23 protein-coding genes are annotated in these 25,466 nt (G+C 59.3%); 14 read left to right on the top strand and 9 right to left on the bottom strand.

The genetic code is table 11. The features are described 5' to 3' along the window. Positions 1-140 precede the first annotated feature (140 nt). Genes hemW through rph form a run of 3 tightly spaced genes read right to left on the bottom strand, consistent with a single transcriptional unit; the run spans position 141 to position 2,724 of the window. Positions 141-1,340 (bottom strand): radical SAM family heme chaperone HemW, encoded by a 1,200-nt coding sequence (hemW, locus tag RBH10_RS21070; RefSeq protein ID WP_281038028.1) that lies wholly within the window; start codon positions 1,338-1,340, stop codon positions 141-143. Between the two features lie 5 nt (positions 1,341-1,345). Continuing rightward, entirely contained in the window at positions 1,346-1,990 is a 645-nt protein-coding gene (gene rdgB / locus RBH10_RS21065; protein ID WP_281038029.1) for an RdgB/HAM1 family non-canonical purine NTP pyrophosphatase, read from the bottom strand. Between the two features lie 17 nt (positions 1,991-2,007). Next, positions 2,008-2,724: a ribonuclease PH gene (gene rph / locus RBH10_RS21060; protein WP_045015254.1), complete on the bottom strand. Its 717-nt coding sequence runs from the start codon at positions 2,722-2,724 to the stop codon at positions 2,008-2,010. 136 nt (positions 2,725-2,860) lie between these two features. Here rph and hrcA point away from each other — a divergent pair, with 136 nt between their 5' ends. Together hrcA and grpE are read left to right on the top strand one after the other, a co-directional pair. After that, on the top strand, positions 2,861-3,952 hold the full coding sequence (hrcA, locus tag RBH10_RS21055) for a heat-inducible transcriptional repressor HrcA (protein ID WP_045015253.1): 1,092 nt from the start codon (positions 2,861-2,863) through the stop codon (positions 3,950-3,952). A gap of 113 nt (positions 3,953-4,065) precedes the next feature. Next, positions 4,066-4,701 carry a nucleotide exchange factor GrpE gene (gene grpE / locus RBH10_RS21050; protein ID WP_045015252.1) on the top strand — a complete coding sequence of 212 codons (636 nt, stop codon included), beginning with the start codon at positions 4,066-4,068 and terminating at the stop codon, positions 4,699-4,701. 78 nt (positions 4,702-4,779) lie between these two features. On the opposite strand, the gene ptsN is transcribed toward grpE, so the two are convergent. The 6 genes from ptsN to lptC all read right to left on the bottom strand — a co-directional run bounded on the left by ptsN (position 4,780) and on the right by lptC (position 9,919). Next, the gene (gene ptsN, locus RBH10_RS21045) at positions 4,780-5,241 is read right to left on the bottom strand and encodes a PTS IIA-like nitrogen regulatory protein PtsN (RefSeq protein ID WP_045015251.1); all 462 of its coding nucleotides are present in this window, start codon (positions 5,239-5,241) and stop codon (positions 4,780-4,782) included. 82 nt (positions 5,242-5,323) lie between these two features. Then, entirely contained in the window at positions 5,324-5,905 is a 582-nt protein-coding gene (hpf, locus tag RBH10_RS21040; RefSeq protein WP_045015250.1) for a ribosome hibernation-promoting factor, HPF/YfiA family, read from the bottom strand. Between the two features lie 245 nt (positions 5,906-6,150). Beyond that, entirely contained in the window at positions 6,151-7,701 is a 1,551-nt protein-coding gene (rpoN, locus tag RBH10_RS21035) for an RNA polymerase factor sigma-54 (RefSeq protein WP_281038030.1), read from the bottom strand. Between the two features lie 153 nt (positions 7,702-7,854). Continuing rightward, the gene (gene lptB, locus RBH10_RS21030) at positions 7,855-8,640 is read right to left on the bottom strand and encodes an LPS export ABC transporter ATP-binding protein (RefSeq protein WP_045015494.1); all 786 of its coding nucleotides are present in this window, start codon (positions 8,638-8,640) and stop codon (positions 7,855-7,857) included. A 33-nt stretch (positions 8,641-8,673) separates the two neighbouring features. Continuing rightward, positions 8,674-9,240, bottom strand: coding sequence for an LptA/OstA family protein (locus RBH10_RS21025; protein WP_281038031.1), 567 nt, complete (start codon positions 9,238-9,240; stop codon positions 8,674-8,676). Between the two features lie 13 nt (positions 9,241-9,253). Beyond that, on the bottom strand, positions 9,254-9,919 hold the full coding sequence (lptC, locus tag RBH10_RS21020) for an LPS export ABC transporter periplasmic protein LptC (RefSeq protein ID WP_045015247.1): 666 nt from the start codon (positions 9,917-9,919) through the stop codon (positions 9,254-9,256). 247 nt (positions 9,920-10,166) lie between these two features. On the opposite strand from lptC, the gene sppA reads away from it, so the two are divergent. The 12 genes from sppA to RBH10_RS20960 all read left to right on the top strand — a co-directional run bounded on the left by sppA (position 10,167) and on the right by RBH10_RS20960 (position 25,465). Next, positions 10,167-11,120 (top strand): signal peptide peptidase SppA, encoded by a 954-nt coding sequence (sppA, locus tag RBH10_RS21015; protein WP_281038032.1) that lies wholly within the window; start codon positions 10,167-10,169, stop codon positions 11,118-11,120. A gap of 2 nt (positions 11,121-11,122) precedes the next feature. Further along, positions 11,123-11,449, top strand: a complete 327-nt coding sequence (locus RBH10_RS21010; RefSeq protein ID WP_219256707.1) for an integration host factor subunit beta — start codon at positions 11,123-11,125, stop codon at positions 11,447-11,449. A 65-nt stretch (positions 11,450-11,514) separates the two neighbouring features. Continuing rightward, positions 11,515-11,856, top strand: coding sequence for a LapA family protein (locus RBH10_RS21005; protein ID WP_281038033.1), 342 nt, complete (start codon positions 11,515-11,517; stop codon positions 11,854-11,856). Between the two features lie 92 nt (positions 11,857-11,948). After that, positions 11,949-13,082 (top strand): class I SAM-dependent methyltransferase, encoded by a 1,134-nt coding sequence (locus RBH10_RS21000; RefSeq protein WP_281038034.1) that lies wholly within the window; start codon positions 11,949-11,951, stop codon positions 13,080-13,082. Beyond that, positions 13,079-13,939 carry an RNA methyltransferase gene (locus RBH10_RS20995; protein ID WP_281038035.1) on the top strand — a complete coding sequence of 287 codons (861 nt, stop codon included), beginning with the start codon at positions 13,079-13,081 and terminating at the stop codon, positions 13,937-13,939. The genes RBH10_RS21000 and RBH10_RS20995 overlap by 4 nt, the downstream gene beginning before the upstream one ends. Beyond that, positions 13,939-14,427, top strand: coding sequence for a signal peptidase II (gene lspA / locus RBH10_RS20990; RefSeq protein ID WP_281038036.1), 489 nt, complete (start codon positions 13,939-13,941; stop codon positions 14,425-14,427). Before RBH10_RS20995 ends, lspA begins: the two co-directional genes overlap by 1 nt. 55 nt (positions 14,428-14,482) lie before the next feature. Further along, complete coding sequence (locus RBH10_RS20985) at positions 14,483-16,723, top strand: hybrid sensor histidine kinase/response regulator (protein ID WP_281038037.1); 2,241 nt, start codon at positions 14,483-14,485, stop codon at positions 16,721-16,723. Between the two features lie 95 nt (positions 16,724-16,818). Beyond that, a complete protein-coding gene (locus tag RBH10_RS20980) occupies positions 16,819-17,700 on the top strand; it encodes a GNAT family N-acetyltransferase (protein ID WP_045015241.1) in 882 nt (293 codons plus the stop codon). Positions 17,701-17,828: 128 nt separating this feature from the next. Further along, the gene (gene mutS / locus RBH10_RS20975) at positions 17,829-20,543 is read left to right on the top strand and encodes a DNA mismatch repair protein MutS (protein ID WP_306180801.1); all 2,715 of its coding nucleotides are present in this window, start codon (positions 17,829-17,831) and stop codon (positions 20,541-20,543) included. A 95-nt stretch (positions 20,544-20,638) separates the two neighbouring features. Further along, positions 20,639-23,467: a [protein-PII] uridylyltransferase gene (locus RBH10_RS20970; protein ID WP_281038038.1), complete on the top strand. Its 2,829-nt coding sequence runs from the start codon at positions 20,639-20,641 to the stop codon at positions 23,465-23,467. 4 nt (positions 23,468-23,471) lie between these two features. Next, positions 23,472-25,061, top strand: coding sequence for a murein biosynthesis integral membrane protein MurJ (murJ, locus tag RBH10_RS20965; RefSeq protein WP_281038040.1), 1,590 nt, complete (start codon positions 23,472-23,474; stop codon positions 25,059-25,061). Beyond that, positions 25,061-25,465 (top strand): VOC family protein, encoded by a 405-nt coding sequence (locus tag RBH10_RS20960; protein WP_281038041.1) that lies wholly within the window; start codon positions 25,061-25,063, stop codon positions 25,463-25,465. Before murJ ends, RBH10_RS20960 begins: the two co-directional genes overlap by 1 nt. Position 25,466: the final 1 nt, after the last annotated feature.

Here is a 25,466-nt window from a genome sequence, read left to right as displayed (position 1 = left end):
TTCGTAAAATCAAACGGTTGCAGATGCCAGGAAACAGGTCCGGGCAGGACGCGATGAGAGGTTTTCGGGTTTTGTTGTCAATTAAGGCGGCCTTCGGGCCGCTTTTTTATTGCCGTCTCAAGACCTGCCGATGGCGTAGATCAGCAGGCGAGATCGGCGACCACGGCATCCAGAATAAGCATGCCGGAAGGGGTGCAGCGCAGGCGGGAATTACCGATCCTTTCCACGAAACCGTGCTGCAGGAGGAATTCCTCCTTCTCCGGGTCAAGCTCACGGCCGGAAAGATCGCTCCAGCGGGCAAGATCGATGCCTTCGCGCAGGCGAAGGCCCATCAGCAGCAATTCGTCGGCCTGTTCGTCCACGCCGAGAAGCTCCTGATCGACCATGCCGTGGCCTTCCCGCTCGACGGTCTCGAGCCAGGTTTCCGGGTGCCGCTCGGTAACAGTCGCGAGCTTTGAGGCGCCATTGGTCAGGCGTCCATGCGCACCGGGGCCGATGCCGGCATAATCGCCATAACGCCAGTAGGTAAGGTTATGGCGGCTTTCAGCCCCTAGGCGGGCGTGATTGGAAACCTCGTAAGCCGGCATGCCGTAACGCTCGGTAATTTCCTGCGTCGCTTCATAAAGCACGGCCGAATGCTCACCATCCGGCACGATCAGTTTGCCGGCCTTGTGCAGGCCGTAAAAGGGCGTGCCTTCCTCGATGGTCAGCTGGTAGAGAGACAGGTGGTCGACGGCATAGGACACGGCCTCCTTCAGCTCGGCATCCCATTCGGCCACCGTCTGGTTCGGACGGGCGTAAATCAGATCGAAGGACATGCGCGGGAAAATCTCCCGCGCCAGCCGGATGGCTTTCAAGGCATCGGCGACATCATGCAGACGGCCGAGGAACTTCAGGTCACGGTCGTTCAGGGCCTGTACGCCGAGCGAGACGCGGTTGACACCAGCTGCGCGGTAACCGCGAAACCGTTCCGCCTCGACGCTTGAAGGATTGGCCTCCATGGTGATCTCGATACCATCAGGCACATGCCAGAAACGCGAGACGCCATCAAGAAGCGCACCGACGGTCTGCGGGTCCATCAGCGATGGCGTGCCGCCGCCCATGAAGATGCTGGTGACGACGCGCGGACCGCTAAGCGCCCGCATCTTCGCCATTTCGCTGAGAAATGCCGCGGTAAACCGTTCCTGATCCACCGGGCGGTGGCGGACATGGCTGTTGAAATCGCAATAGGGGCATTTGGCCGCACAGAAGGGCCAGTGCAGATAGATCCCGAACCCCGGATCGCCCGTGTCCGGCAGAAGCGACGCGCCGGGGGCAGAAAGTTGATGCTCCCCGACCATCGGGCTCATGCCTCCAGACAGGTTTCGACGAATTTTTTGAAGGCGCGGGCACGGTGGGAGAGCGCAAACGCGTCACCGTGCTTCCAGCCGTGTTTTTCGTCTCCGGTCATCTCGCCGAATGTGGTGTCGTATCCTTCCGGCTTGAAGATAGGGTCATAACCGAAACCGCTGGTTCCACGCGGTGGCCATGCCACCGTGCCTTCGACCTCACCGCGAAAATATTCGACATGTCCGTCCGGCCAGGCAAGGCACAGCACGCTGACGAAGCGGCCCGTGCGGTCTTCCGGCTTCGATGCGCCGCGTTCGGCAAGCGCGTCCTCGACCTTCTGCATGGCCATGGCGAAGTCGCGAGTGCCGTCGGCCGTCTCTGCCCAATTGGCGGTATAGACGCCTGGCGCGCCATCCAGCGCGTCGATGACAAGACCGGAATCGTCAGACAGAGCGGGCAGACCAGATGCCTTTGCGGAGGCGAGCGCCTTGATGGCGGCATTTTCCTCAAAGGTGGTGCCCGTCTCGTCCGGTTCCACGAAGTTCAGCTCCGCTGCCGACTTGGCGGAAAAGCCGAAGGGCCCGATCAGGTCGGCGATTTCGGCGATCTTGCCCTTGTTGTGGCTGGCGACGACGATCGTTCTGGTATCGAGCTTGCGCATGACGTTTTCCTGTCGGTTCAGGCGATTGCCTGCTTTTGAAGGGCGACCAGTTCGCTGCATCCTGCCTTGGCAAGACCGAGCAGCGTCAGGAATTCCTCTTCGGAGAATGGTGCGCCTTCCGCGGTTCCCTGAACTTCGACGATACCGCCGGAGCCGGTGATGACGAAATTCGCATCGGTCTCGGCGGAGGAATCCTCCAGATAATCGAGATCGATGACCGGCTGTTTTGCGAAGATACCACAGGAGATCGCGGCGATATGGTCCTTCAGGACCTTCTCGACCTTGATCATGTTGCGGGTTTCCATCCACTTCAAGCAATCATGCAGGGCGATCCATGCGCCGGTGATGGAAGCCGTGCGCGTGCCGCCATCGGCCTGAATGACGTCGCAGTCGATGCTGATCTGGCGTTCGCCGAGCGCCTGCAGGTCAACCACCGCACGCAGCGAACGGCCGATGAGGCGCTGGATTTCCTGCGTGCGTCCACCCTGCTTGCCAGCGGATGCCTCGCGTTTCATGCGCTCGTTGGTGGAGCGCGGCAGCATGCCGTATTCGGCGGTGACCCAGCCCTTGCCGCTGTTGCGCAGCCACGGCGGCGTCTTTTCCTCAAGGCTTGCGGTGACGAGCACATGCGTATCGCCGAATTTGACCAGACAGGAACCTTCGGCATGTTTCGAGAAATTGCGCTCGAAGGAAACCTTGCGCATCTGATCGGTTTTTCTGCCTGAAGGCCGCATATGATCCACTCTCCATGTTGGTTCCTGCCTTCTAAGGCGCGCTCCGGGCTTTTGCAAAGCCAATTTCCGTTTTGCCGTAGCGGTGCAACGCATTATATTGGTACGGACAGGATTTTGACGACAAAGAACGGATAAGATGGGTTTTTCCGCACCGCTTTCAAAAGATCAGGCATCGTTGCTGGATGAACGGTCGCGGGAGATTTTCCGGCGCATCGTCGAAGGCTATCTCGACACCGGCGAACCCCTGGGGTCGCGCAGCCTGTCGCGGCTGTTGCCGATGTCGCTTTCACCAGCCTCCGTGCGCAATGTGATGAGCGATCTCGAGGAACTGGGCCTCATCTATTCGCCGCATATCAGCGCCGGGCGCCTGCCGACCCAGACGGGGCTGCGTTTCTTCGTCGACGCCTTCATGCAGGTGGGCGATCTGCCTGCCGACGAGAGGGCAAGCATCGACCGGCAGATCGGCCCGGTTGCCGGCCACGAGCAATCGCTGGAAGGGCTGCTGACGGAGGCGAGCCGCATGCTGTCAGGCATGTCGCGTGGCGCCGGCCTCGTGCTGACGGCCAAGAACGACGTCATCCTCAAACATGTCGAATTCATCCGGCTGGAGCCCACCAAGGCGCTTGCCGTGCTGGTGGGCGACCACAATCAGGTCGAAAACCGTATCATCGAATTGCCGGCCGGCATTTCATCATCGCAATTGACCGAGGCGGCAAATTTCATCAATGCCCATCTTTCCGGTCAGACGCTGCAGGAACTGCGGACCCAGTTTCAGACGCAGCGCGCGGAATTGCAATCGGAACTCGGCACGCTGGCGCAGGACCTCATCGAACGCGGTCTCGCCATATGGGCGGGTGACAATGAGGACGGCAAGCTCGGCCGTCTCATCGTCCGCGGACGCTCCAACCTGCTCGAGGGTCTCGCCGGCGAGGAAGATATCGATCGCGTACGCCTGCTGTTCGACGATCTGGAGCGTAAGGAAAATCTCATCGAAATCCTCAATCTTGCGGAAAGCGGCTCGGGGGTCAGGATTTTCATCGGCTCGGAAAACAAGCTGTTTTCGTTGTCCGGTTCGTCACTGATCGTCGCGCCCTATCGGGATGAGGAAAATCGCGTCGTGGGCGCGGTCGGCGTCATCGGCCCTACGAGGCTCAATTACGCCCGTATCGTGCCTATGGTGGATTATACCGCGCAAATCATGGCCCGCCTTTCCCGAAAGCAGAGATAGAACAAGCCCGCAAGGTCAGAGAATGCGGCAAGCTTTTCGCCGCAAGCCTTGATTTTTGCCCGTCAAACCTCGATATCGGGCGCAACCAACAATATTCAAATCTGGAGAACGTCATGACCGACGATACAAAAAAGCCCGGACCTGACGCGGACGTCGCCGAAGAGTTTATCGAACCCGCATTTGCCGGGGAAGAAACGGTGGAAGCTGCCGAGCTCGATCCCGTCGAGCTGCTCAGGGCCGAAAATGCCGATCTGCGCGACAAGTTCCTGCGTCTTGCGGCGGAAATGGACAATCTTCGTCGTCGCACCGAACGTGAAATCAAGGATGCGAAGTCCTATTCACTGGCCGGTTTCGCGCGCGACATGCTTGCGGTTTCCGATAATCTTCGCCGGGCTCTCGAAGCCATTCCGGATGAACTCAAGACCAATGGCGAAGCCGGCCTCAACGGCCTGATTGAAGGTGTCGAGATGACCGAGCGCTCGATGCTGTCGACGCTGGAGCGCCATGGCGTCAAAAAGATCGATGCCGAAGGCCAGAAGTTCGATCCGAATTTCCACCAGGCAATGTTCGAAATCCCGAACCCCGCGGTTCCGAACAACACCGTGCTTCAGGTGGTTCAGGCCGGTTTCACCATCGGTGACCGGGTGCTGCGTCCCGCCATGGTCGGCGTCGCCAAGGGCGGACCGAAGGTGGAGGTCGCCACATCGGCCGAGCCGGGCACCGCGTCCGTCAACGAGAAGGATGCGTGAAGCATTTCCTCACTTAATAAAAAACGCGCCTCAAGGGCGCGTTTTTTTGACCATGGACGGAAGATAGGCAGCCTGCGATCAGGCGACTGTCGTCTGTTCCTGATTGAGGAAAGCGTAGATTGCCGTATCGGAATCGGTGGCACGCAGCTTGGCCACCAGTTCGGGATCGCGCAACGCGCGCGCAATTCTGGACAGCGCCTTCAGGTGATCCGCGCCAGCGCCCTCAGGGGCGAGCAGCAGGAAAACCAGATCGACCGGCTGGTCGTCCAGGGCTTCGAAATCGACCGGTGTTTCAAGACGTGCGAAGACGCCCGTGATCTGATGGATGCTGTTGAGCTTGCCATGCGGAATGGCAATGCCGTGCCCCACGCCGGTGGAGCCGAGCTTTTCACGCTGGAGGATGACGTCGAAAACTTCCCGTTCCGAGACTCCGGTAATTCTGGCTGCCTTTGCGGCCAGCTCCTGAAGCAATTGCTTTTTGGAATTCACCTTGAGGGCGGGAATAATCGCATCTTGTTGCAGCAAATCTGCCAACGCCATTCTCTTTTTCCTTCATGCCATCGAGACGATGCAGGAGGCAGATACGCTTTCGCGATCTGCCTCCCATGTCTTGTCAGACTGTTCAGCTCTTGATCGTTTCCGCGTCGATCCAGCCAATATTGCCGTCATGACGTCGGTAAACGATGTTGAGATATTCCTTGCCGGGGCTGCGGAAGAGCAGAACCGGTTCGTCAGTCATGTCGAGCGCCATCACGGCGCTGGCAACGGACATCGTCTTTATCTGTTTCGAACTTTCCGCCACGATCGTGGGTGCGTAATCTTCGGGAACCTCGTGGTCCTCATCGGGAACAGCATCCATCACCGTATAAGCGATTTCCGGCATCGCACCGTTCGCCGCAGAACCATTGTAATGATGGTCCTTCAGCTTCCGCTTGTAGCGACGCAGGCGCTTTTCGATCCGCTCAGCGGCGGCGTCGAAACTCGCTTGCGGATCATTTGCCTGACCCGCCGCATGCAACACAACGCCCGTGTCGAGATGCAGCTTGCAATCGGCTGCAAAACGCGATCCGGACTTCTCCACGGTCACTTGGCCTGAATACCCCCCATCGAAGTATTTGGTAACTGCCAGACCTATATTGTCCTCGATCCGTTGACGGAAAGATTCGCCGATCTCCATATGTTTACCAGATACACGCACACTCATGGAAATTTTCCTTTTTGTAGTGATTTGCGAGTACCAGCTTACGTCAAGCCGAGCGCGCATCCAAGCGTTTCGAAGACCTTAAAAAGCCTCCATTCGAATTATACGCCCGTGGACGGTGGAGATTATTCCGTTACAAATGACCTTGCTTACGTGTGCGGCGGGCTTCTAGCCCCTGACGTGGCAAGAGTCAATGGCGCAGCCGGAGTGCGGCCGAAAAGCCCCGGAAACGTGATGGTTTGCGCCGCTCAGCAGGCGGATAATCTGGCGAGCGCTTTCTTTTCCCTGCGCCTCTGAACGGAGGAGGGGATGTTCATCGCCTCGCGATATTTGGCGACGGTGCGGCGGGCGAGATCGATGCCGCTCTTTTTCAGATTGTCGACGATGTCGTCGTCGGAAAGCACCGCGTCGGCGGCCTCCTGCGCGATCATCGCCTTGATGCGGTGACGCACCGCTTCCGCCGAATGGCTGTCGCCGCCTTCCACGGAGCTGATGGAGACGCTGAAGAAATATTTCAGCTCGAACAGCCCGCGCGGTGTCAGCATGTATTTCTTCGACGTCACCCGGCTGACGGTGGATTCGTGCATCTTGATGGCTTCGGCCACCGTCTTGAGGTTCAGCGGGCGCAGGTGATCCACGCCGTTGACGAGAAAGGCATCCTGCTGGCGCACGATTTCGGTCGCCACCTTCATGATCGTTCTGGCGCGCTGGTCGAGGCTGCGGGTCAGCCAGTGGGCCGTCTGCATGCATTCGGAAAGGAAATCCTGATCCTCTCCTTTGCGGCTCTTATGCTTTGAAACCTCGGCGAAATAGGTCTGGTTGATGAGTACGCGCGGCAGGGTCTCGGGATTGATTTCCACAAGCCAGCCACCGGTGGAGGAGGGGCGAATGATGATATCCGGAACGATGGTCTCGGAAACGGTCGACTCGTAACCGGCGCCGGGACGCGGATTGAGCGTTCGGATTTCCGCCAGCATGTCGAGAAGGTCTTCCTCATCGACACCGCAGAGCTTTTTCAACGTCGCGAAGTCCCGTTTTGCCAGAAGCTCCAGATTGTCGATGAAAGCCCGCATTGCCGGATCGAGCCGGTCCTTCTGCGCGAGCTGGATCGCCAGACACTCGCTCAGCGAACGGGAAAACACGCCGGGAGGGTCGAAGCCCTGAAGTATCTCCAAAACGCGCTCCACGGCCGACGGGGCGGTTCCCAGCCGTTCGGCGACGTCATCGACGGCATCCGTCGCGATATATCCGGTCTCGTCGATCTGGCCGATCAGCGCATCTGCGATCATCCTGTCCTCGACAGAGGATATGGCGAGTGGCAATTGCTGATTGAGATGGTCGCCAAGGCTTTGTTTCGCCGCAACGAAGTCGTCGAGATCGTAACTTTCGCCTGACTCCTGCCCAGGCATGGACTTCCATTGGCCCGCCAGCTCGGGGGCGTCGGGCTTTCTGGGTTCGGCATCATCGGGAAAGACGTTTTCGAAACTGGTGTCGAGCTGCTCGCCGAGATTGGCGGCGCGCTCACCGTACCAGTCGTCGCTGTCGGCGGTTACCGGGGCGGACTTGTCCGAAGCCTCGCCGTCGACATCGCCGAAATTCTCCGCATCAACAGGGGTGTCGCTGCCCAAATCGCCGTCGTTTGCTGCAATTTCAAGCAGCGGATTGCGTTCCACCTCCTGCGCGATGAACTGCGTCAGTTCGAAATGCGTCATCTGAAGCAGCTGGATGGACTGCATCAGTTGCGGTGTCATCACGAGAGACTGGTTTTGACGCAGCAAAAGGCTGGCAGATAATGCCATGGCGGACGCGAAACTCCCTTTACAGCTTCTACATTGCCACAAATTTCATAAATTTTGCGAAGGCAACGAAACTTGGCCCAAAAATTGCTTTTTTATTATGTTTGGTCAAGCGTCAGCGCGGGGCGCGATGAAGAATCTTTCGCGCCCAAGGGGTCAAAGGCTAAAATTATTGCCGAGATAGAGCCGGCGCACGTCCGGATTGTTGACGATATCGTCCGCACGGCCATGGGTCAGAACTTCACCGGCATGGATGATATAGGCGCGGTCAATGAGGCCGAGCGTTTCGCGAACATTATGGTCGGTGATCAGAACGCCGATCCCGCGTGCGGTCAGATGTCTGACGAGGTTCTGGATATCGCTGACGGAGATCGGATCGACGCCCGCAAAAGGTTCGTCCAGAAGCATGAAGGTCGGATCGGTCGCGAGAGCACGGGCGATTTCCAGACGGCGACGTTCGCCACCCGACAGCGCGACGGCCGGCGACTTGCGCAGCTGCGCAATGTGGAACTCTTCCAGCAACTCATCGAGCTTGCGGCTGCGCTTGGCGCTGTCAGGCTCGTGCACTTCCAGCACGGCGCGGATGTTTTCCTCGACAGTCAGTCCACGAAAGATCGAGGCTTCCTGCGGCAGATAACCGACGCCGAGGCGGGCACGCCTGTACATCGGCATGGTGGTGACATCGTTGCCGTTGATGGCGATCTTGCCGCTATCGACGGGCACGAGGCCCGTGATCATATAAAAGCAGGTAGTTTTGCCCGCACCGTTCGGACCAAGCAGCCCGACAGCTTCGCCACGGCGCACGACCAGCGAAACGCCGTTGACGACCCGGCGCGTATTATAGGTCTTCGTCAGACCATGCGCGATCAGGGTGCCTTCATAGCGAGCCTTGTCGGCCTGCGACGCTGCGTCAACAGGTCGGTCGCGCCCGCCGCCAAACATTTTTGAGATCGAGGGTATCTTCACGAGGTGAGACTACTGTTTCTTCTGCTGCGATTTCGGATCGAGCATGATCCGGACAGGGCCGCCGCAGCTTTCGAGCTTCGCCTGTCCCGAATTCATCAGAACGGTGAGCTTGCAGCCGGTAAAGACATTCGTGCCCTCGGACAGCACAACCTGCTTGCCCGTCAGAATGAAGGTCTGCGCCGCCATGTCGAATTCGCCGTGATCGGCCGTGGCCTTCTGGGTCTCGGACGTCAGATAGACGTTATTGTCGACGAAGATTTTTTCGATATTGGCGTCGCCGCTGGTGAGCGAGGAACCTTCACCCTTGTAATTGACCGTCATCTTGCCGGCCTGAAGGGTGGTCGTGCCCTGCACAACTTTCACGTTACCGGTGAAATAGGCCTTGCGCTCCTGATCCCGGATCTCGAGCTGATCGCTTTCGATGGCGATCGGCTGGTCGCCGGAGAGCTTGACGCCTGTCATGTTGCTGGTCGTGCTCTGGGCGAAAGCCACGGTTGCAAGACAGGAAAAAGCAATAGCAACGGCTGTGACACCTGCGGATTTGCCAAGGGAAACGGGGCGGGAAACTTGCATCATCTGGACCGGGCTCTCACTTGGCTTCATTCTTGATATTGGATGCAGCGATACGCGCGCGTACCTGCCCCGAAAATGTAATCGTCTTGCCATTATCGGCGATATCAATCGATTGCGCAACAATGGCACCGTCGTTTGTTTTGATCGAAACCGGCTCTTTGCTGCTCATTTTTCCGGCCTTCAAATCGACATCAGCAGACTGGAACTTCGCTTGTATGCCATTGCTGAGATTGATGTCAAAAGGGGCGGTCATCTTCAGCGTGTTGGTGGCCCGATCGAAAATGCCTTCCTTGGCGATCACCTGGGCAACGCTGTCGTTTACCGGCACCGCAGCCAGGACCTTTTCGAGCGTCATGAGGTTGGGGTTAGCGATATCCTGCAACGCACGGTCGGCGTTCATGGAATAATCGATCCCCTTCTCGTTACGGCCTGCGACGGCTGGTTTTTCCATCACGATCTTGCCGTCCTCGATCCTTGCGCTTTCAAGCGAGACCTCTTCGGGCGCCCAGGTCCGGATGAGCGAAACGGCGACGAAGGCGAACGAAATGATCGCCGCACCGAGCGGCAGAATGATTTTCAGCCGCTTCACGCGCGCGGAATGCCTGAGCGCGCGCTCATAAGCGCCGTTCTGGTCGTTGGGCAGCGGAAATGCTGGCGCGGGTTCGCGGAGTCTTTCGAGCATAAGAGTGGGTCCGGAAAACTTCTTGGGCACCATTCTGGCGCGCAAACGAAGTTCAAATGTTTATCTTGATGTCTTTGGCACGAGTGCTTTGTCCTGCCAATATGGTTTTTGTCTGGAAAGGTGCAAGGGAAATGCGAATTTAATCGTAATTCTGGTTTCCTTATTGTTTCCTTGCGGCTTCGCGCTAGAAGAACCATATGGCCATGATGCTTATGTCGCTTCAAAGGCCGGATGGCAGAGGTTTTCGATGGATAATATGGCGATAGCGGATCGCAGGCGATTGCGCCGCAAGCTGACTTTCTGGCGGATTGCCGCTGTTCTTCTGTTTGTCGCCGGCATTTTCGGCCTTTACCGGTTTTTATGGGCGGCCCCGCAGCAAAGCGAGAGGCCCCATATCGCCCGAGTCCAGATTTCCGGCCTGATCCAGGACAATACCGAACTTCTGGAACGGCTCGACAAGATTGCCAAGAGCGACAATGTCAAAGGACTGATCGTTTCGATTTCGTCGCCCGGCGGCACCACCTATGGCGGTGAGCGCATCTTCAAGGCCATTCGCGGCGTTGCGGAAAAGAAGCCGGTCGTGTCCGACGTCCGCACGCTCGCCGCTTCCGCAGGTTATATGATCGCGTCTGCCGGTGATGTCATCATCGCCGGAGAAACCTCGATCACCGGCTCGATCGGCGTGATCTTTCAATATCCCCAGATCGGCCAGCTGATGGACAAGCTCGGCGTCTCGCTGCAGGAAATAAAATCCTCTCCCATGAAAGCGGAGCCGTCGCCGTTCCACGAGGCGCCCGAAGAGGCGAAGACGATGATCCGCTCCATGGTGATGGACAGCTACGGCTGGTTCGTCGACCTTGTGGCCGATCGTCGCAAGCTGCCGCGCGAGGATGTGCTGAAACTGGCCGACGGATCGATTTTCACCGGCAGGCAGGCGCTTGCCAACAAGCTGGTCGACACGCTCGGCGGTGAAAAGGAAATTCGCGGCTACTTCGAAACGCGTGGCGTTGCCAAGGATCTGCCGATCGTGGAATGGCGCGCACCGTCATCCAGTTCGCCTTTTTCGCTTTTCAGTGTTGCGCAAATAGCGAAGCTTCTGGGATATGGCGATTTAATTCCATTTGCGGGCTCCGGCCAGCTCGGTGCGGACAAGTTGTTTCTTGACGGTCTTGTTTCCGTTTGGCAGGTTGAGCCGCATTAAAAATCCAATTCTTTCAGGGGGCAACCGTGATCAAGTCTGAACTGGTGCAGATCGTTGCTGCGCGTAACCCGCACCTTTATCACCGTGACGTGGAAAACATCGTCAATGCGGTGCTGGATGAAATCACCGATGCCCTGGCAGCGGGAAATCGTGTCGAGCTTCGTGGTTTCGGCGCATTTTCGGTGAAAAACCGCCCTTCGCGATCCGGTCGGAACCCGCGCACGGGTGAATCGGTTTTCGTTGAGGAAAAATGGGTGCCTTTTTTCAAGACGGGCAAGGAACTGCGTGAGCGCCTGAACCCCGGTATGGGTGACGAAGAGGACGATTGATCGTTCTTATCGCCCGCGCCGGAAACGGAGCCGGCGGAACGCCCGCCGCGATGGAGTATTGTCGGATGTCGAAAAAAATCATCAACCTCATCATCCTGCTTCCGCTGGCGATTATTCTCGTCATACTGTGCGTGGCCAACCGTCAATCCGTGACGCTGGCGCTCAATCCCTTCCGGCCGGAGGATGGTATTCTTTCCTTCACTGCGCCGTTTTTCGTGTTCCTGTTTCTGGCCGTCATTTTTGGCGTGCTTCTGGGATCTTCGGCTACGTGGTTCGCGCAGGGCAAGCATCGCAAACGCGCCCGTATCGAAGCGAAGGAAGCCGTTCGCTGGCATGACGAGGCGAACAGGCACAAAGCTGCTGCGACCGGGCAAATTACCCCTGCGGGGCAACTCCCGGCAAAGTGATGTAGCCGACATCAGTTCCGGCTCTAGGCGAGCGGCGCGTGGAATGCTATTTGCTGCGCGATAAGACGCGGGTAGAAGCGGAAAGATTTCCATTGAAGAAAAAAGACAGCCGGCCGGGCAATCGTGTGCGTGCCGGGAGCGAGAAAAAACAGGTTCATGCCGCAAAGCCGGCACGGCGGACGGACGCAGCACCGAAAAAGCGCGAGCCGGACGCGGTGCGTAGCGTGCCGAAACCTGCACCGAGGGAAAAGGTCGCCCCAGTGCCGGCCGTTGAGCAGGTGCCTGCGCGGCCCCTTAAGTCGCGCACCGGCGAGCGTCCCGCAGAACAGGTTCCGGTCATTCTTGAATCGAGCGGCGCGGGTGATTTTCACCTGATCGATAGCGGCAACGGCCTGAAGCTCGAGCAATATGGCGAATATCGCGTCGTTCGTCCCGAAGCGCAGGCTCTCTGGCAGCCGTCGGTTCCCGACCGCGTCTGGCAGAATGCCGATGCCATTTTTACCGGTGATACCGATGAAGACGGCATGGGCCGTTGGCGTTTTCCGAAGGCGACGCTTGGCGAGACCTGGCCTTTGTCCCTGCTCGGGGTTGAATTTCTCGGCCGTTTTACGGCTTTCCGGCATGTCGGCGTCTTTCCGGAGCAGATCGTGCATTGGGAATGGCTGAAAAATGCCGTTGAGACCGCTGACCGGCCGCTGAAAGTGCTGAACCTGTTCGGTTATACCGGTGTCGCTTCGCTGGTTGCGGCGGCTGCGGGCGCTGAAGTCACCCATGTCGACGCCTCCAAGAAAGCGATCGGCTGGGCGAAGGAGAACCAGGCGCTCGCCGGGCTCGAACAGGCGCCGATCCGCTGGATCTGCGAAGACGCGATGAAATTCATCCAGCGCGAGGAGCGCCGCGGCAGCACCTACGACATCATCCTCACCGATCCGCCGAAATTCGGCCGCGGCACCCATGGTGAGATATGGCAATTGTTCGACCATCTTCCGTTGATGTTGGATATCTGCCGCGAAATCCTGTCGCCCAAGGCTCTCGGTCTGGTGCTGACGGCCTATTCCATCAGGGCCAGTTTCTATTCGATGCATGAGCTGATGCGCGAAATCATGCGTGGCGCCGGTGGCGTCGTCGCATCCGGCGAGCTCGTCATTCGCGAGGCCGGGCTTGACGGCAAGACGCCGGGCCGGGTGCTTTCCACATCGCTGTTCAGCCGCTGGGAGCCGAAATGACGAAAGATATGCGCGAAAACACGACGCGCCGGGTTGGCCAGGTGAAGGAAGTAACGAGCCTTGCCAATCCCATCATCAAGGATATCAAGGCGCTCACCCAGAAAAAGGGCAGGGAAGAGACCGGCACCTTCATGGCGGAAGGCTTAAAGCTGGTCATCGACGCGCTCGAACTGGGCTGGACCATCCGCACCCTCGTTTACGCCAAGGCAGCCAAGGGCAAGCCGCTGGTGGAACAGGCGGCGGTAAAGACTGTCGCGTCCGGTGGGCTGGTGCTGGAAGTCAGCGAAAAAGTCATCGCCTCGATCACCCGTCGCGACAATCCGCAAATGGTCGTCGGTATCTTCGACCAGAAATGGGCGCCGCTGAGGGATATCCGCCCCGAAAAGGGCGAAACCTATATCGCGCTCGACCGGGTCCGCGATCCCGGCAATCTCGGAACCATCATCCGCACGGCAGATGCAGCGGGCGCTTCGGGCGTCATTCTGGTCGGCGATTGCACCGATCCGTTCTCGCTGGAAACGGTTCGTGCGACCATGGGTTCGGTCTTCGCCACGCCCGTTGCCCGTGCCTCGGTCGAGGAATTCCTGTCCTGGAAAAAATCGGCGAATGTCAGCGTCGTCGCCACCCATCTTGCCGGTTCCGTGGATTATCGAAAGATCGACTATGCCGGTAAGCCGGTCGTGCTTTTGATGGGCAACGAACAGTCCGGCCTGCCGCCGGAACTGGCCGGCAAGGCCGACCAGCTGGCGCGCATTCCCCAGCAGGGCCGCGCCGATAGTCTCAATCTTGCCATCGCAACCGCTGTCATGCTTTTTGAGGCGCGACGACACCTCCTCGAACTGACACCGGTGAAATAATGGCCAAGGCGGCATTGTTTTCGAAATTTGGCCCGGCTTTCGCGCTGATCGTTGCTGCCCTTGTGCTGGACCAGATCGTCAAGCAACTGGTCGAGGCCTATCTGCCGTTGCAGGAGATGGTTCCGGTCGTTCCGTTTCTGGCGCTATACCGCACCTATAATCTCGGCGTGGCGTTTTCGATGCTGGCGGACATGCATGGCTGGTTCATCGTCAGCATGCGGCTCGTCATCGTGGTCTTCGTTCTGTGGCTCTGGCGCAAGACGGCAGTGGACCGGACCTTTGCCCATCTCGGCTTCGCCTTCATCATTGCAGGGGCGGCCGGCAATCTTCTTGACCGCTTTTTCTATGGTCACGTCATCGACTATATCCTGTTCCACACCGAGACATGGTCCTTCGCCGTGTTCAATCTGGCCGACAGTTTCATAACCATTGGCGCAGGCTGCGTCATTCTCGATGAGTTTCTGCACGCCCGGGCCGCTAAAAAGTAAAATTTTAGCGTTTGAGCCAAACATATCAAAACCGCTGCCGTGGTAGCGGTTGTGTATGAGCGAACTGGCAAGACTTCGGGAAAAAGTTTCAGATGGCCTCGGCTTGGCCGCCACACCGGCGCAGCCGGCGGATCGTGTCGACACGACATCTCACCATGCCGGTGCGGAACACCACGGGATCGATGCCAGATCGCTGACGTTATACGTCACCGTTTCACTGGCGCTCGGTGCCTTCTCCGCAGCCCTGATCGCGCTTGCGGTACCCTATGCGGTCACCGTTGCGCTGGCATCCTTCTTTGGTGCCGTGCTAGTCGGTCTTTTGTTTTACGCGCTGTTCGGCAAGTCCTCCCAGCATTCCCGCGAGCTACCGACGGATTATTTCGAGGTCCGGCTGCGCCAGACGCAGAACCGGTCGCTGATTGCCGAGATGCAGGAAGCCATGGGCGACATCATCGTGATCCGCAATATGGATCGGCGTATCGTCGAGGCAAACACGGTTTTTCGTGAGGTGACGGGTTGCTCGGCACCCGAAGGGTTGAGTTGCGAGGAAATCGGCATCGCCTTCCGGCCGGGCGACAAGGTTCACGCCTATGACGTGGAAATAGCGACCCCGTTCGGCCAGCGTATTTTCTCTTGGCATGATGTCGTGACCCGCGATCTGGCGAGTAGCCGTCTTATGATCAGCAGTATTGCCAGAGACGTGACCGAAGAGCGGTTGGCACTCGGCGAGAGGGAAGACGCCCGCCTGCGCGCCGAAAAGGCCGATGCTGAAAAGGCGCGGCTGCTTGCCACCGTAAGCCACGAAATCCGCCTGCCGCTCTCCGGCATGCTCGGCATGAACCATCTTCTTTCGCAGACGAAACTCAACGACGAACAGCGCAATTATCTCGACGGCATGAAGCAGTCCGGCCAGTCGCTGGTGCAGCTTGTCGAGGACTTGCTGGATTATTCGACCATGGAGGCGGGCCGCTTCAAGCTCAATCCGCGTGCGGAAAACCTGCGCCGGTTGATCGAGAGCATCGTGGAGATGCTGGCGCATCGCGCCCATGAAAAGGGCATCGAAATCACCTCTTTCGTCACACCGGATGTGCCGGATTATCTGGATTTCGATCCGGCACGACTGCGTCAGGTCCTGTTCAATCTCCTCGGCAACGCCGTCAAATTCACGCAGGTGGGCGGTGTCGTCATCCGGGCGCGCATGGTCGAAGGCGAATTGCATATTACCGTTGACGATACCGGCCCCGGCATGAGCCGTACGGAACAGGCGCGGATCTTTGGCGAATTCGAACAGGCAGGCCCGATGTCGCAGCGAAGTGCAGGGACAGGGCTAGGGCTTGCGATTTCCGCCCGCATCGTGCGGGAGTTCGGCGGTAACCTCACGGTCTCCAGCCGCAAGGGTGAGGGCAGCACCTTCAAGCTGGTGTTCCGCCCGGGCAGCGCGCCCACCGGCCTGCCGGATCCCGGCCGGCACCATTGCCTGCAGCATACCAATGTCCTGCTGATCGCACCGAAGGGTGTGGCGGCGGCGGTGACGCTGGAGGCAATCGAGGCCTTTGGCGGCAAATGCATTCTCATCCACCAGCCGGAGGATCTGGAAGGGTTGAAGGGCAAGACCGCCGATCTCACCGATATCATCGTCGACAGGCGCATTTCACCTCAGTTCAGGGACGCGCTGCGGGATTGGCCGCAACAGAATGTCCGCCGCACATTGCTGGTCAGTCCTGAAGAGCGGGCTTCGACCACGCATGCGTCCTTCGACGCCTGGTTGATCCGGCCGCTGCGCGAAAAATCCCTGATCGACGTTCTCTGCGGCCGTCTGCGCGGCATTGAGCGTCGCGACGCCATCAACGACAACCACCCGGATGTGGGGTTTTCATCACGGGTGACGGAAGGGGCGAGTGGCGTCGATATCCTTGTGGCCGAGGACGACGCCGTCAATGCGCGCATCATCCGGGCTGTTCTGGAAAAAAGCGGCTATATCGTCCGGGCCGTCGATGATTTTCAGGCCTTGCAGCAGGCGGTGGCACCGGGCGTATCCCGCCTGCCGCACCTCATCATCTCCGACATCAACATGCCGGGCGGTGAGGGGCTTGAGGTGCTGCCCGACCTTCTCGGCACGCTGAAAGGGGGACGAAATATTCCCGTCATCGTGCTCAGCGGCGATGCGAGTGCTGAGACCGCCGAAATCTTGCTGAACGCCGGTGCCGGCGCGGTTTTGACCAAACCTGCCGACCCCAGACGGCTGGTCGAGGAAATCCGCCGACTGCTGGAGGCGAAACGCCTGTCGCCATCATAACTTAAGAGACTCGCAATGGCTGCATTTTGTCACTATTCTGTCGTCAATTAGTGATTTATGACAGGAAAAATCTTTTGGTGGCGGAGCGATTCCCCATGGTTGCCGAAATCTACAGTCACGACATTTGTGAAAACAAAGTTGTCATTCATCCTCGTCCAGAGACCGCTCAGGACAATGAGGGGCTTTTCGGTCGTATCGGCACGCTTGAAACACGGCTCGCGAGAAACGAGCGCGAGATCGATGCCGCGCAGTCCGTGCGTTACAGGGTTTTCGTCGAGGAAATGAAGGCGCGCCTTCCCGCAGACGCGATGCGCCGCAAGCGCGACATCGACGCCTGGGACAGTGTCTGCGACCATCTGCTCGTGCTCGACAAGGCTATCGAAGGCGATAGCGAGGACCAGATCGTCGGCACCTACCGTCTGCTGCGGCAGGAAACGGCGCTCGCCAATAACGGCTTCTATTCCGCAAGCGAGTTCGACATTGCCGGACTGGTGGCGCGTCATCCGGGCAAGCGCTTCATGGAGCTTGGCCGTTCCTGCGTGTTGCCGGAATATCGCACCAAGCGCACCGTTGAGCTTTTGTGGCAGGGCAACTGGGCCTATGCCGTGAAGCACCGCATGGACGCCATGATCGGTTGCGCCTCTTTCCCCGGCGTGCAGCCGGAGGCCCACGCACTTGCTCTGTCCTTCCTGCATCACAATTGTGTTGCAAAGGGCGAGTGGGCAGCGTCCGCTCTTCCAGAGCTTTACCACGAAATGGACCTCGTGCCGGTGGAGGCATTGAACACCCGCAAGGCGCTGAACGCCATGCCGCCGCTGATCAAGGGCTATATGCGTCTGGGGGCGATGTTCGGCTCCGGCGCGGTCGTGGATCATGCTTTCAACACCACCGATGTCCTGGTGGTCCTGCCGGTCACGTCCATCGCTGGCCGTTATATCAGCTATTATGGCGGCGAGGCCGAACGCATCAACGGTTGACCGGTTTTGAAACGGGCCGCGCGGGGATGTTCCTGTGGGCAGCGGCTCGGTGTGTGTTGTGTTGGGGCGGAGATTGCCGCTAGTGTCGGCGCTCCTTTTCCGCAACACGATATGACATCGGCAAGCCATTGACGGACGTTCTGACCACCGCTTCCCTGATCTCGGAGGAGAGCCGCGCTACGGCCACTCCGATGATGGAGCAATATATCGAGATCAAGGCGAACAATCCCGGTTCGCTGCTGTTTTACCGCATGGGCGATTTTTACGAATTGTTCTTTGACGATGCGGTCGAAGCGTCCCGTTCACTCGGCATCACGCTGACGAAACGCGGCCAGCATATGGGGCATGATATTCCCATGTGCGGTGTTCCCGTCCATGCGGCGGATGATTACCTTCAGAAGCTCATCCTGCGCGGCTATCGCGTCGCCGTCTGCGAGCAGGTGGAAGATCCGGCCGAGGCGAAGAAGCGCGGCTCGAAATCCGTGGTCAAGCGTGATGTGGTGCGGCTTGTCACGCCCGGCACGCTGACGGAAGAAAAACTGCTGTCGCCGACGGAATCGAACTATCTGATGGCGCTCGCCCGTATACGCGGCAGCGCCGAGGCGCAGTTTGCGCTCGCCTGGATCGATATTTCCACGGGCGTCTTCCGTCTGGCGGAAACGACGCTGACACGGCTTCTGGCCGATATCTGGCGTATCGACCCGCGCGAGCTGATCGTTGCCGATAGCCTGTTCCACGACGAAGAGCTGAGGCCGGTTTTCGACGTCCTCGGCCGTGTGGCAGTGCCACAACCGGCCATCCTGTTCGACAGCGCGGTCGCAGAAGGCCGTATCGCGCGTTATTTCAACGTCTCGACGCTGGATGGTTTCGGCACGTTTTCGCGTGTGGAAATGGCAGCCGCCGCGGCGGCGGTGGCCTATGTCGAAAAGACCCAGATTGCCGAACGCCCGCCTCTCGGCGCGCCGGAGCGTGAAAGTGCCGCCTCGACCCTTTTCATCGATCCTGCCACCCGCGCCAATCTGGAACTCGTGAAGACGCTATCAGGCGAAAGAGACGGATCGCTGCTGCATGCCCTGAACCGCACGGTAACCGGCGGCGGCGCACGACTTCTGGCCGAGCGGCTGATGTCGCCTTTGACCGACCCGGAAAGGATAAATGCCCGCCTTGATGCCGTCGCCTATCTCATCGACGATGTCTCCCTTTGTGACGGCCTGCGCGATGCCCTGAAACATGTCGCGGATATGCCGCGCGCGCTGTCCCGCCTTGCGCTGGAACGTGGTGGCCCGCGCGATCTCGGCGCTATCAGGCAGGGACTGGTTTCAGCCGAAAAAATATCCGCCATTCTCGATCAGGGATTGTTGCCGGACGAGCTGGCGACGGCACTCAAGGATTTGAAGGCCTTGCCGGGCGGGTTGGAGGCAATGCTCGCTTCGATGCTTGCCGACGATCTGCCGCTTCTGAAGCGTGACGGCGGTTTCCTGCGTGAAGGCGCCAATCCCGAACTCGATGAGGTGCGGGCGCTGCGCGACCAGTCGCGCCGCGTGATCGCCGGGCTGCAACTGAGATATGCCGACGAGACCGGCATCAAGTCGCTCAAGATCAAGCACAACAATGTGCTGGGCTATTTCATCGAGGTGACGGCCGGCAATGCCGATGTGATGATGGCGACGGATGAGGCCAAGGCGCGCTTTATCCACCGTCAGACCATGGCAGGCGCCATGCGCTTCACTACCACCGAGCTTGCCGATCTCGAAAGCCGCATCGCCAATGCCGCAGCGCAGGCATTGACCATGGAGCTGGAAGCCTTCGCGCGTATGGTTGAGGCCGTGGTGCAGCAGGCGGAAGCGATCAAGGCCGGTGCAGCCGCACTTGCCGTCATCGACGTCGCCTCGAGCCTTGCTTATCTGGCGAGCGAACAGGCCTATTGCCGCCCGATGGTCGACGCTTCCATGACCTTTGCGATCAAGGGCGGGCGTCATCCGGTGGTCGAGCAGGCGTTGCGACGCCAGTCGGCTGGGCCATTCATCGCCAATAACTGCGATCTGTCGGCCACCAATGGCGGTAAAAACGGAGCGATCTGGTTGCTCACCGGCCCGAACATGGGCGGTAAATCGACCTTCCTGCGCCAGAATGCGCTGATCGCCATCCTTGCGCAGATCGGTTCCTTTGTTCCGGCGGAAGCAGCCCATATCGGCGTCATCGACCGGCTGTTTTCCCGCGTCGGCGCGTCTGACGATCTGGCGCGCGGCCGCTCGACCTTCATGGTTGAGATGGTGGAAACGGCTGCCATCCTCAATCAGGCGACGGATCGCTCGCTGGTCATTCTGGACGAGATCGGTCGCGGCACAGCGACCTTCGACGGTCTGTCTATCGCCTGGGCGGCGGTGGAGCATCTGCACGAGGTCAATCGCTGCCGTGGTCTCTTCGCCACCCATTTCCACGAACTGACGGTGTTGTCGGAAAAACTCGGCCGCCTCTCCAATGCCACGATGCGGGTGAAGGAGTGGGAGGGCGAGGTCATTTTCCTGCACGAGGTCGGGCCGGGCGCTGCGGACCGTTCCTACGGCATTCAGGTGGCACGGCTTGCCGGGCTTCCCGCATCGGTGGTGGAGCGCGCCCGTGAGGTGCTGACAAAGCTGGAGGATGCCGACCGCAAGAACCCGGCCAGCCAGCTGATCGATGATCTGCCGCTGTTCCAGATCGCGGTTCGCCGCGAAGAGGGGCGCAAGGCCGGGCCATCGAAGGTGGAGGAAGCTCTGAAGGGGTTCAACCCCGACGAAATGACGCCGCGTGAGGCATTGGACGCGCTCTATGCGTTAAAGAAAGAACTTGGCAAGGCTTGACGCATAGATTGCCTGTCCATCGCCTTTGAAACTCGTTATAGGACACTCCCATCGCAAGCGGTGGGATTTCCCACAGGACATGGATACCGGCATAGATGGCCATCAAGGACCTGGATTTTTCCGCAATTCTCGATGTATCGGCGCTGAAACGCGAATGCGACATCATCTTCAAGGAAGACGGCAAGCGCATCGCCGATATCAGGTCCGATCTGCTACCGATCTTTCGCAAGGCCAGCACGGAAGGCCGGGAAAAGGCTCGCGAGCTGCTGAAATCCGACGGCAGCGGCATCGATTGCGCCAGACGCATTTCCTGGCTTCAGGACCGGCTGATCGAGATCCTCTATGATCTGGCCTGCCAGTATGTCTATCCAAAAGACGCGCCGCAGATCGCGGTTGCGGCGGTCGGCGGTTACGGTCGCGGCACGCTGGCGCCGGGGTCGGATATCGACCTTCTGTTCCTGCTGCCGGCCAAGAACACGCCGGATATGCATAAGGCCGTGGAGTTCGTGCTTTATCTGCTCTGGGATCTCGGCTTCAAGGTCGGTCACGCCACGCGCACGGTGGATGAATGCGTCCGCCTGTCCAAATCCGATATGACCATCCGCACAGCCATTCTGGAAGTGCGGGCGATTTGCGGCAAAAAATCCCTGACCGATGATCTCGAAAAGCGTTTCGAGTCAGAAGTCGTCACCGGCACCGGCCCGGAATTCATCGCCGCCAAGCTGGCTGAGCGTGACCAGCGCCACCGCAAGGCGGGTGATACGCGTTATCTGGTGGAGCCGAACGTCAAGGAAGGCAAGGGCGGTCTGCGCGACCTGCACACGCTGTTCTGGATTGCCAAATATTATTACCACGTCCGCGATACGGCCGATCTCGTCAAGCTTGGCGTGCTGTCGCGGCGCGAACTCAGGCTGTTCGAGAAGGCCGACGATTTTCTCTGGGCCGTCCGTTGCCAGATGCATTTCATCACCAACAAGGCGGAAGAGCGCCTTTCCTTTGACATTCAGCGCGAGATCGCCGACGCGTTGGGTTACCAGCCGCGTCCAGGCCTTTCTGCTGTCGAACGTTTCATGAAGCATTATTTCCTGGTGGCGAAGGATGTGGGTGACCTCACTCGCATCGTCTGCGCCGCACTGGAAGACAGGCAGGCGAAGGACGTGCCGGGCCTGTCAGGCGTTCTCAGCCGCTTTGCCCACCGTGTCCGCAAGATTCCGGGCTCGGTGGAATTCGTCGAGGATCGGGGCCGCATTGCATTGGCAAAGCCCGATGTGTTCAAGAACGATCCGGTCAATCTGATCCGGCTGTTTCATATCGCCGATATCAACAATCTCGAACTGCACCCGGATGCGCTACGCGTCGTCACCCGCTCGCTTTCGCTCATTGATGAGGCGCTTCGCGAAAATGACGAGGCGAACCGGCTGTTCCTGTCGATCCTCACCTCGCGGCGCGACCCGGCCCTGACGCTGAGACGCATGAACGAGGCCGGCGTGCTCGGCAAGTTCATTCCTGAGTTCGGCAAGATCGTCGCGATGATGCAGTTCAACATGTATCATCACTATACCGTGGACGAACACCTGATCCGTTCGGTTGGTGTGCTCTCGGAAGTGGACAAGGGAACGGCTGTGGACGCCCATCCGCTTGCCAACCAGCTGATGCCGAGCGTGGAGGAGCGCGAGGCGCTTTATGTCGCCGTCCTGCTGCACGATGTCGCCAAGGGCCGGCAGGAGGACCACTCGATTGCCGGTGCGCGCGTCGCCCGCAAGCTCTGCCAGCGTTTCCGCCTGACCGGCAAGCAGACCGAAATGGTCGTCTGGCTGATCGAACAGCATCTTCTGATGTCGATGGTCGCCCAGACCCGCGACCTGCATGACCGCAAGACCATCACCGATTTCGCTGACAAGGTACAATCCATGGAGCGGCTGAAGATGCTGCTCATTCTGACGGTCTGCGATATCCGCGCGGTCGGCCCCGGCGTCTGGAACGGCTGGAAGGGGCAATTGTTGCGCTCGCTGTATTACGAGACCGAGCTGCTCCTCTCCGGTGGTTTTTCGGAAGTATCGCGCAAGGAACGGGCGCAGATTGCCCGCCAAGCGCTTTACGACGCCCTCGACGACTGGGGCCAGAAGGCACGGCGCAAATACACCAAGCTGCATTATGAGCCCTATCTGCTGACGGTGGCGCTGGAAGATCAGGTGCGCCACACCCGCTTCATCCGCGAGGCCGACAAGCAGGAAAAAGCACTGTCGACGATGGTGCGCACCCATTCCTTCCACGCCATCACCGAAATCACCGTACTGGCGCCGGACCATCCGCGCCTGTTGTCGATCATAACAGGCGCTTGTGCAGCGGCCGGCGCCAACATTGCGGATGCGCAAATCTTCACGACATCAGACGGGCGCGCGCTGGATACGATCCTGATCAACCGTGAATTTCCGATCGATGAGGACGAGACGCGGCGCGGCAACAATGTCGGCAAGCTCATCGAGGAGGTTCTGTCGGGCCGTCAGCGCCTGCCGGAAATGATTGCCACCCGCACTAAGAGCCGCAGGAAGAAAAGCGCCTTCACCATTCCGCCCTCCGTCATCATTTCCAACGGGCTGTCGAACAAGTTCACCGTCATCGAGGTCGAGTGCCTCGACCGTCCGGGACTTCTCGCGGACATGACGGCGGTGATTGCCGATCTGTCGCTGGATATTCATTCCGCACGCATCACCACCTTCGGTGAAAAGGTCATCGACACCTTTTACGTGACTGATCTGTTCGGACAGAAGGTGACCAACGACAACCGGCAGGCCAGCATTGCCACGCGCCTGAAGGCGGTGATGAGCGAGCAGGAAGACGAATTGCGCGACCGCATGCCGAACGGCATCATCGCCCATCCAGACGTGGCGGCATTGCCGGCCACGCGCACGGCAAAGGCGTAAGATCATGAGCCTGATCGGCAAGTTCGCCACGGTCGGCACGGCCACGCTCGGCAGCCGCATCTTCGGTTTCCTCCGCGAAACCCTGATGGCCGCCGCCGTCGGCACAGGCCCCGTGGCCGATGCCTTCAACGCCGCCTTCCGTTTTCCGAATACCTTCCGGCGCCTGTTTGCCGAGGGTGCGTTTAACTCGGCCTTCGTGCCGCTTTTCGCCAAGGAAATCGAGGCGAATGGCATGGAGGGCGCAAGACGCTTTTCCGAAGAGGTCTTCGGCGTTCTGTTCACCGTGCTTCTGGCTTTGACGATCCTGATGGAACTGTCGATGCCGTTCATCGTGCGCACCGTGATTGCGCCGGGCTTCCTCGAAGACGCGGTGAAATTCGACAATACAGTCCGTCTTGCAACCATCATGTTCCCCTATCTCGCCTGCATGTCGCTGGCGGCGATGATGGGCGGCATGCTGAATTCGCTGCACCGCTATTTCGCTGCCGCGATTGCGCCGGTCTTCCTGAACATCATCCTGATCGGTGTTCTGATGCTGGCATGGTGGAAGAATTACGATCCCCTGCAGGTGGGTTACGCCCTGTCTTGGGGTGTCATGGTGGCAGGGGTGGTGCAGCTTGCCATCGTCTGGATTGCCGTGCGCAATGCCGGCATGCGGATCGGCTTCCGCAGACCCCGGCTCACGAAGAACGTCCAGCGTCTTCTGGTCCTTGCTCTACCCGCCGCGATCACCGGCGGCATCACCCAGATCAATCTGCTGATCAACACCAATATCGCTTCCGCCGGCGAGGGCGTGATCTCGTCGCTTGCCTATGCGGACCGGATCTACCAGCTGCCTCTCGGTGTCGTCGGTATCGCGGTTGCCACCGTGCTTTTGCCGGAACTGGCGCGGGCTTTGCGTGGTGGACATATGGTCGAGGCGGGAAGCCTGCAGAACCGCTCGGTCGAATTCGTGCTGTTCCTGACATTGCCCGCTGCCGCGGCACTTCTCGTCATGGCGGAACCTATCGTGCGCTTTCTTTATGAGCGCGGCAATTTCGCGCCCTCGGCCACCATCACGGTTGCGCAAATCCTCGGCATCTATGGTCTCGGCCTACCGGCTTTTGTGCTGATAAAGGCCTTCATTCCGGGCTTCTTCGCCCGCGAGGACACCCGCACGCCGATGATCTTCGCGGCTATTTCCGTGGTGGTGAATGTCTCCATCGCGCTGACGCTCTTTCCGCGTCTTGGCGGTCCCGGCATCGCCATTGCCGAGATCACCGCCGGCTGGGTGAATGCCGCCTTGCTGTTCGGCATGCTTTTGTGGCGCGGTCACTGGCATGTGGATATTCCGCTCCTTACCCGGATTCCGCGACTACTGCTGGCGGCGGCGGCCATGGCGGGCTTCGTGCATTATGCGCTGGCCTATCTGAGCTTCGAGCTGTCCTCCGCCTCTTCCATTTTCGTTCGCGCGGGAACCATCATGGGCCTCGTTCTGACGGCGATGCTGGTTTATTTCGTGCTGGCCTTCGTTTCTGGTGGTGCCGATCTCGGCATGGTCAAGAGGGCCATCAAAAAGCGCCGCAACAAGAATGCCCAGACGGAGGCAAGCTGATGTCCTTTGCCGAAAACCGCCGCATCGCTCTCGTCACCCTCGTGGTGGATGATTACGACCGGGCAAAGGCGTTTTATTGCGAGGTTCTGGGCTTCGATTGCATTTCCGACCAGCCCCTTGGTGACGGCAAGCGCTGGCTGGTGGTGAAGCCGCAAGGGACCGACGGCTGCGCCCTTTTGCTTGCGCAGGCTGATGGTGAGGCGCAGCGTCTTGCCATAGGTAATCAGACCGGCGGACGTGTCGGATTTTTCCTGCACACCGACGATTTCGGGCGCGATTACGAGACGATGCTTGCACGCGGCGTGCGCTTTCTGGAAGAACCTCGCCATGAGGTTTACGGCTCCGTCGCGGTCTTTGCGGATCCTTACGGAAATCACTGGGATCTTCTCCAGCCACGCGGCTGAC

It is taken from the genome of Rhizobium sp. AN73, assembly GCF_030757975.1.
Lineage (GTDB): Bacteria > Pseudomonadota > Alphaproteobacteria > Rhizobiales > Rhizobiaceae > Agrobacterium > Agrobacterium arsenijevicii.
The sequence above is the reverse complement of the archived record's forward strand: the minus strand, read 5'-3'. Positions and strand labels throughout refer to the sequence as shown.

What these genes read in the sequence shown, in the direction of transcription:
- hemW (WP_281038028.1), bottom strand. Translation starts at nt 1,340, where the DNA reads ATGGTCGGGGAGCATCAACTTTCTGCCCCCGGCGCGTCGCTTCTGCCG.
- rdgB (WP_281038029.1), bottom strand. Translation starts at nt 1,990, where the DNA reads ATGCGCAAGCTCGATACCAGAACGATCGTCGTCGCCAGCCACAACAAG.
- rph (WP_045015254.1), bottom strand. Translation starts at nt 2,724, where the DNA reads ATGCGGCCTTCAGGCAGAAAAACCGATCAGATGCGCAAGGTTTCCTTC.
- hrcA (WP_045015253.1), top strand. Translation starts at nt 2,861, where the DNA reads ATGGGTTTTTCCGCACCGCTTTCAAAAGATCAGGCATCGTTGCTGGAT.
- grpE (WP_045015252.1), top strand. Translation starts at nt 4,066, where the DNA reads ATGACCGACGATACAAAAAAGCCCGGACCTGACGCGGACGTCGCCGAA.
- ptsN (WP_045015251.1), bottom strand. Translation starts at nt 5,241, where the DNA reads ATGGCGTTGGCAGATTTGCTGCAACAAGATGCGATTATTCCCGCCCTC.
- hpf (WP_045015250.1), bottom strand. Translation starts at nt 5,905, where the DNA reads ATGAGTGTGCGTGTATCTGGTAAACATATGGAGATCGGCGAATCTTTC.
- rpoN (WP_281038030.1), bottom strand. Translation starts at nt 7,701, where the DNA reads ATGGCATTATCTGCCAGCCTTTTGCTGCGTCAAAACCAGTCTCTCGTG.
- lptB (WP_045015494.1), bottom strand. Translation starts at nt 8,640, where the DNA reads ATGTTTGGCGGCGGGCGCGACCGACCTGTTGACGCAGCGTCGCAGGCC.
- RBH10_RS21025 (WP_281038031.1), bottom strand. Translation starts at nt 9,240, where the DNA reads ATGATGCAAGTTTCCCGCCCCGTTTCCCTTGGCAAATCCGCAGGTGTC.
- lptC (WP_045015247.1), bottom strand. Translation starts at nt 9,919, where the DNA reads ATGCTCGAAAGACTCCGCGAACCCGCGCCAGCATTTCCGCTGCCCAAC.
- sppA (WP_281038032.1), top strand. Translation starts at nt 10,167, where the DNA reads ATGGATAATATGGCGATAGCGGATCGCAGGCGATTGCGCCGCAAGCTG.
- RBH10_RS21005 (WP_281038033.1), top strand. Translation starts at nt 11,515, where the DNA reads ATGTCGAAAAAAATCATCAACCTCATCATCCTGCTTCCGCTGGCGATT.
- RBH10_RS20995 (WP_281038035.1), top strand. Translation starts at nt 13,079, where the DNA reads ATGACGAAAGATATGCGCGAAAACACGACGCGCCGGGTTGGCCAGGTG.
- lspA (WP_281038036.1), top strand. Translation starts at nt 13,939, where the DNA reads ATGGCCAAGGCGGCATTGTTTTCGAAATTTGGCCCGGCTTTCGCGCTG.
- RBH10_RS20985 (WP_281038037.1), top strand. Translation starts at nt 14,483, where the DNA reads ATGAGCGAACTGGCAAGACTTCGGGAAAAAGTTTCAGATGGCCTCGGC.
- RBH10_RS20980 (WP_045015241.1), top strand. Translation starts at nt 16,819, where the DNA reads ATGGTTGCCGAAATCTACAGTCACGACATTTGTGAAAACAAAGTTGTC.
- RBH10_RS20970 (WP_281038038.1), top strand. Translation starts at nt 20,639, where the DNA reads ATGGCCATCAAGGACCTGGATTTTTCCGCAATTCTCGATGTATCGGCG.
- murJ (WP_281038040.1), top strand. Translation starts at nt 23,472, where the DNA reads ATGAGCCTGATCGGCAAGTTCGCCACGGTCGGCACGGCCACGCTCGGC.
- RBH10_RS20960 (WP_281038041.1), top strand. Translation starts at nt 25,061, where the DNA reads ATGTCCTTTGCCGAAAACCGCCGCATCGCTCTCGTCACCCTCGTGGTG.